The organism is Variovorax sp. P4_D9, from assembly GCF_056401695.1.
Genome location: NZ_JBFUIU010000578.1, coordinates 1 through 5747, shown reverse-complemented (window position 1 = coordinate 5747; position 5747 = coordinate 1). Strand labels below are relative to the sequence as shown.

At 66.3% G+C, this 5747-nt stretch carries 5 protein-coding genes; all 5 read right to left on the bottom strand.

Going from position 1 to position 5747, the window contains the following annotated elements; genetic code table 11:
- Positions 1-614: hypothetical protein (locus AC1DY5_RS39350; RefSeq protein ID WP_478119876.1), on the bottom strand; the 614-nt coding region annotated here is incomplete at its 3' end.
- A gap of 26 nt (positions 615-640) precedes the next feature.
- On the bottom strand, positions 641-1756 hold the full coding sequence (locus AC1DY5_RS39345) for a saccharopine dehydrogenase family protein (protein ID WP_478119875.1): 1116 nt from the start codon (positions 1754-1756) through the stop codon (positions 641-643).
- A 46-nt stretch (positions 1757-1802) separates the two neighbouring features.
- Positions 1803-3419 (bottom strand): AMP-binding protein, encoded by a 1617-nt coding sequence (locus AC1DY5_RS39340; protein ID WP_478119874.1) that lies wholly within the window; start codon positions 3417-3419, stop codon positions 1803-1805.
- Positions 3420-3422: 3 nt separating this feature from the next.
- Complete coding sequence (locus AC1DY5_RS39335) at positions 3423-4658, bottom strand: thiolase family protein (RefSeq protein ID WP_478119873.1); 1236 nt, start codon at positions 4656-4658, stop codon at positions 3423-3425.
- Between the two features lie 49 nt (positions 4659-4707).
- The coding region (locus tag AC1DY5_RS39330; RefSeq protein WP_478119872.1) for an acyl-CoA dehydrogenase family protein at positions 4708-5747 on the bottom strand (1040 nt) is incomplete at its 5' end.

Below are 5747 nucleotides of genomic sequence, written 5' to 3'. Positions count from 1 at the left end.
GCTTGACGATGTGCTCGAACTCGATGCGCGGAATCAGCTTGAGGATCTGACTGAACATGCTGCATGATGCTTTCACGTTGGGCCTCTCGTGAGTGGGGTGGAAGTTCGTTTGGCGACAACTTTTTACCCCACGCATCGGGATGGCTCAACGCCTTCTGTCTTGGACAAGAGTGGGCCTCGATAGCAAGGCGCTGGGCGCTGACCAAGCGCAACTGCTCGAATTCGAAAGCAGCTTCCATCGACAGATGGTGCAGGGTCAATAGCGCTTCCCGCCGCTTGGTGAGCTGCTGGTGAGGCGAGCGCGCCATTTCGCAGAACGCATCGATACGTCGTGCCTTCCAATGGCCGAGTCGCAGCACTATCGACGCTGCCGGATGGTCCACTCCGGATTCATGCCTCGCGAGCGCTTGTTCGACCATTTCCTGCGCAGACTCCGCGTCATCGTTCAGTGCCGTCCAAGTGGCTCGCAGCAAGTCAAATTCGAGCATGACTGAAGGAAGGACCTCGACGACCGCCCCGCGAAGCTGATTTTCAATAGCGCTGAGAGCAGACAACCCGTCGTCGACCCTCATGCCTGCCAGCGCCGACCACGCTCGACAGACGAGTGCGCTCATTGATCTGCTGCTGGCAGAGCCGAAGGTCATTGACGCACTTCCCAACTCAGATAGCCTTCCTCGGCCTGCGAGGCGAGCAGCTGGCGGGCACCGAAGGCCTGCACCGGCGACACGAAGCCCGTGGCCRGCAGTTGCGCTCGGAGCACGCGGCGTGCCGCTTCCGCGCCGAACACACCGGTCTGCGCGTAAGGCGAATTGCCCCGGATGACGACCTCGACCGCGGCTGTGTTGCCGCGGCCGTGGCAGGCGAGCACGCAGCGGTTGAGTTGCGGGTCCTCGCGGGACGGCTCGGAGGTGGTGATGCCTGCGCCCCACGCATTGGTGGTCGCCTCGCGCTCGGCCTGAGGCAGTTGGCGGCATTCGGCCTCGAATTTCTGCAGCAGCCCGAACACGCCGGCGAAGAGCTGTTGGTTCCTGAAGGAGACCAGCACACTGCAGTTGCGCACACGCGCATCGTCCTGGTACCACAGCGGCTCGCCGCCGCCGCTCCAGGGCAGCGCATTGAAGACCTTGGCCTCGCCGGGCACGGTGACGGTGTAGTTGGTCGCGTAGGGCCACATGACCAGCTGCCCGTTCTGCAGGTAGTGCTGCGGGTTCGTGCACATGCGCAGGAAAGAAGCGGTCGAGGCCTCGCTCACCGGCGAGTCACCGAGGTAGACGATGTCCAGCGTGTCGATGCCCGGCGTCTCCAGCGCGATCTCGGCGGCGATGTTTCCCTCGGCCCACATGTAGGAATTGGCTGGGCACAGCGCAAGCCCTTTCTCCTTGAATCGGGGGCCAAACTCGTACTTGAGCATCTGCACCCAGTCCATCTCACCGGTGGTGTCGAAGTAGTGGCAGCCTGCATCCAGGCAGGCCTGGACCACCGGCAGGCCCAGCTGCATGAAGGGGCCGACGATGTTGATCACGACCTTCTTGCCTGCGAACAGGCCGGCCAGGGCTTTGTGCTCGTGTGCCACTTCGACGCACTGGTAGTCGGCGCCCTTGAGCTCGGGGACCCGGTCCAGCTCCGACTTGAGCCGCTCCGCGTTGCGCCCGGCTGCGATGAAAGGGATGCCGCGCTCGGCGAGCTTCCAGACGGTCAGCTTGCCGGTGTAGCCGCTGGCGCCGTAGACGACGACTTGGTAGTTGGTGCTGCTCATGATGAAGTCTCCTGTGAGTCGGTTGAAAGGAAGAGGGATGGCAGCGCTAGGCGCGTCGCTCGGTGAATACGCTGGCTGGCTGCGTCTCGAAGCTCTCGATCAGAAAGCGCTCCTGGGGCTTCTCGGAAGCCGTCTTGGGAATCTGGTCGAGGACCTGGATGTAGCGGGGGACGAAGTTGGCCTCGAGCCGCTGGCGGCAGGTCCGGAATAGCGCCTGCGCGTCGAAACTGGCGCGGTCCTTCGGCACCACCGCGGCAACAGGGTCCTTCTCGCCCGGCACGCCGGAGCTTGCCGGTACGCCGTAGACATAGACGTCGTCGACCTCGGGACATTCGGCGATCGCCTTCTCGACGAAGGCGGGGTTGATAAAATCGCCGTTGCATCGGATGCCGCCGCCCTTGCGATACTGGAAGAAGAGCCAGCCCTCGGCGTCTTCGGTCACCACGTCGCCCATGCGCAGCCAGCCGTCCGCGGTCTTCTTCGCCGAGGCCTCCGGGTTGTTCCAGTATTCGACCTTGAAGGGTGCGCCGTCGGCATGGCGAAACAACAGCTCGCCCGGCTGGCCTGGCGCCACGTCCTTGTCGTTCTCGTCGACGACGCGGTGCCGAAGCGAGGGGATGGTCTTGCCGATGCTTCCCTCCRGCCCGACGCCGATCGGCTTGACGGTGAGTCCGCCTTCGGCCGCGCCGTAGAACTCGAGGATCTGCACGTCGAAGCGCCGCTCGAAATCCGACCAGATCGCCTGCGGCATGCCGGCCGAGACCACGAAACGCACCGGGTTGTCGCGGTCGTCTGGCTTCGGCGCCTCTGCATAGACCGCGGTGGTCATGCCGCCCAGCAGGCTGAAGCTGGTGCAGCCGTAGCGGCGGGTGATGTCCCACAGGCGCGACTTGGTGAAGCGGCGGGACATCACGCATCGCATGCCGGCTGCGAGCGATGCGCCAAGCGTGACCAACTGGGCATTGGCGTGCGTCAGCGACAGGCCCGAATAGGGGCGATCGTCTGCGCGATAGCCGAACAGGCGCGAGGCCACCAGGGCGGTGTCGCAATAGCGCTCGTGGGTCATCACGATGCCCTTGGGGTCGCCGGTGGTTCCCGAGGTGTAGATCAGCTGCATCGCCGATTCGGCGTCGATCGCCGCGGGCGCGAAGTCCCCGGTCGACATGGCCAGCAGCCGGGCGTACGGCATGATGCCGTGCGCCTTCAGCTGCTCGGGCGTGGCTCTGCCCTCGTCGGTGGCCAGCCCCACCACCCATGCCAGCTGCGGCAGCCGGTCGCGGACTGCGGCCAGACCCGGCAGCGCGTAGTCGGCGGCGATGACACCCACGCAGTTCGCTGTCTCGAGCATATAGGCCAGCCGGTCGCCCCTGGTGCGCGGATCGACGGGCACGAACATGGTGCCGGTAGCCCCCGCGGCGACCATGGCCTCGACGAATTCGGCATGGTTGGCCATCACCAGGCCGAAGCGTTCGCCCTGTCGCAGGCCCAGTTCGCRCAGTCCGGCGCCGAGTCGGCACCCGTGATCCCATAGCTGGCCATAGGTTCGGACCTCGTCGGGGCGCTGGCCGCCGCCTTCGAAGGTGAGAACGTCCAGCTCGGGGTTCGAAGTGGCACGGTTGGCGATCAGGCCGGCAAACGTCAGTCCGGAGTCGGTAGTGCTCATGCCTCACTCCTTCTGTAGAACGGAGATGACGATGGCGGCCACGTCCTTGCCGATGAAGCCGCCGCCGTTCTCGGCCATCGCGGTGCGTGCGCCGGCCACCTGGCGGGGGCCGCAGCGGCCGCGCAGCTGGTCCACCAGCTCGACGATCTGCCCCGCGCCCGAGGCGCCGATGGGATGGCCCTTGCGCAGCAGGCCGCCGGAGGGGTTGACCGGGACACGGCCGCCCAGCGCAGTGGCGCCGCTCTCGATCAGGGCCACGCCCTCGTCCTTCTTCGCGAGGCCCAGGTATTCGTAGTAGATGAGCTCGGCCGGCGCCGAGGCGTCATGCAGCTCGACCACGTCGAGATCAACCGGGCCGACGTTCGCTGCCTCGTAGGCCAGCCCCGCGGCGTATTCCGGAACGGTCTGCGCRCCTTCCTCGTAGTCGAAGCCGGTGGCCAGCACCGAGGAGAGCACCCGCACGCGGTCCTTCAGGCCCAGTTGCTTCGCCTTCTTCTCCGAAACCAGCACGAGCGCCGCAGCCCCGTCGCCGATCGGCGAACACATCAGCAGCGTCATCGGGTCGGAGATCATGGGCGCCGACAGCACGTCTTCGACGCTCACCTTGTCCTGGTATTGCGCCTTCGGATTCAGGCTGCCGTGCACCGAGTTCTTGGCCGACACCATCGCGAAGTGGCGCGCGGTCGCACCGGTGCGCTGCATGTAGGAGCGCGCCATGCTCGCGTAGATGTCCATGAAGAGCGAGCGCCTGGAGCCGGCGCCGTCCAGGTCTGTCCGAGCCCCCGTCGCCCGCATGTTCCTCTCCAGCTCGCCCAGCACCTGGTCGATCGCCTCGAGGTCCACCGCGCCCTGGAAGACCGAGAAGGTCTTGCGCTTGTCCTCGTTGTAGAGCTTCTCGAAGCCGCAGACCAGGACCACGTCGTACAGGCCGAGCGTGATCATCTGCGCCGCCTGCTGGAAGGCCGTGGCGGACGTGGCGCACGCATTCTCGACATTGACCACCGGGATCCGCCCGATGCCCATGCCGCGCAACACGGCCTCGCCCGGGATCAGCACCTGGCCGGTGGTGACGCCCGCGGCGCCGTTGCCCATGTAGGCAGCCTGCAGATCCGAGGCCTGGATGTCGGCGTCCTTTAGCGCGTCCTCGATGGCCTCGGCCGCCAGCGACTTGAGTCCGCGATCGAGGAACTTGCCGAAGCGCGTCATGCCGACACCGGCGACGTATGCGTTCATTCGCATGGGAATCTCCTGCTGTGTGGATCGAAAGCGTGGGGGCTGAGGCGGCGCCTTACAGGCGGCTCGGGTCGGCGAGGAAGCTGCCGCCCTTGATCGCCAGCATCTCGTTGCAGCCGTCCTCGATCAGCGCGGAGCGCGCATCGCGCAGCAGCTTCTCGACCGGGTACTCGCGAGTCACGCCGTTGCCGCCGAAGAGCTGGATCGCGTCGGAAGCGACCTCGAAGGCGGCCTGGGTGCCGGTGATCTTGGCGGCGATCGAGCCCTGCAGCGCCCCCACCGGCATGGTGTGGTTGTAGAACATCACGCGCCGCGACATGGCGCGCGCCACCTCCACCTTGCGGAACATGTGGAAGAGCCGATAGCGCACGTTCTGGTGCTGGATGATCGGCACGCCGCCCTGCTTGCGGGTGTGGACATAGTCCAGCGCATGCTCGTAGGCGGCGCGCGCCGCCCCGGTCCAGATCGAGCTCATGATCGAGTTGGCCTCGGTCAGGACGCCGTAGATGGCCTGGGCGTACTCGGCGCCGGGCCTGGCGATCATGTGATCGAGCGGGACACGCACGCCGTCGAAGAAGATCTCGCCCTGCGGCAGCGGACGCTGGCCGAGCTTGTCGAGCACCTTGCCGCGCGAGACCCCGACGCGGTCCAGCGGCACCAGCACCACGCACTGCTTGTAGTCGCCCGAGCCGTCGTCCAGCGCGGCATACAGGCAGCAGAGCTGGGCGATCGGCCCATTGGATACCCAGGCCGACTTCTGACCCTGGATCACGAGCTCGTCGCCCTCGACGCGAACGATGCAGTTCGGCTTGCCATAGCTGGATCCGGGGTGGGCCACCTGGCGGCCGAAGTCGAGAATGTCGGAGCCGTGATCGGGCTCGGTGATGCCCCAGCAGCCGACGCGGTCCTCGGGGTATTTTTCCAGCAGGTCCTGCCRGCCCATCATGTGCATMACGATCCAGGGCACCGTCGACGCGGCCAGCACGATGGCCAGGCCGCCGTCGCCCCAGCCCAGCTCCTCGAAGGCCGAGGACATGATGCGGCCGCGCTCCTCGGGCGGGAGACTGAAGATCGCTTCCACCGTCAGGCCCAGGC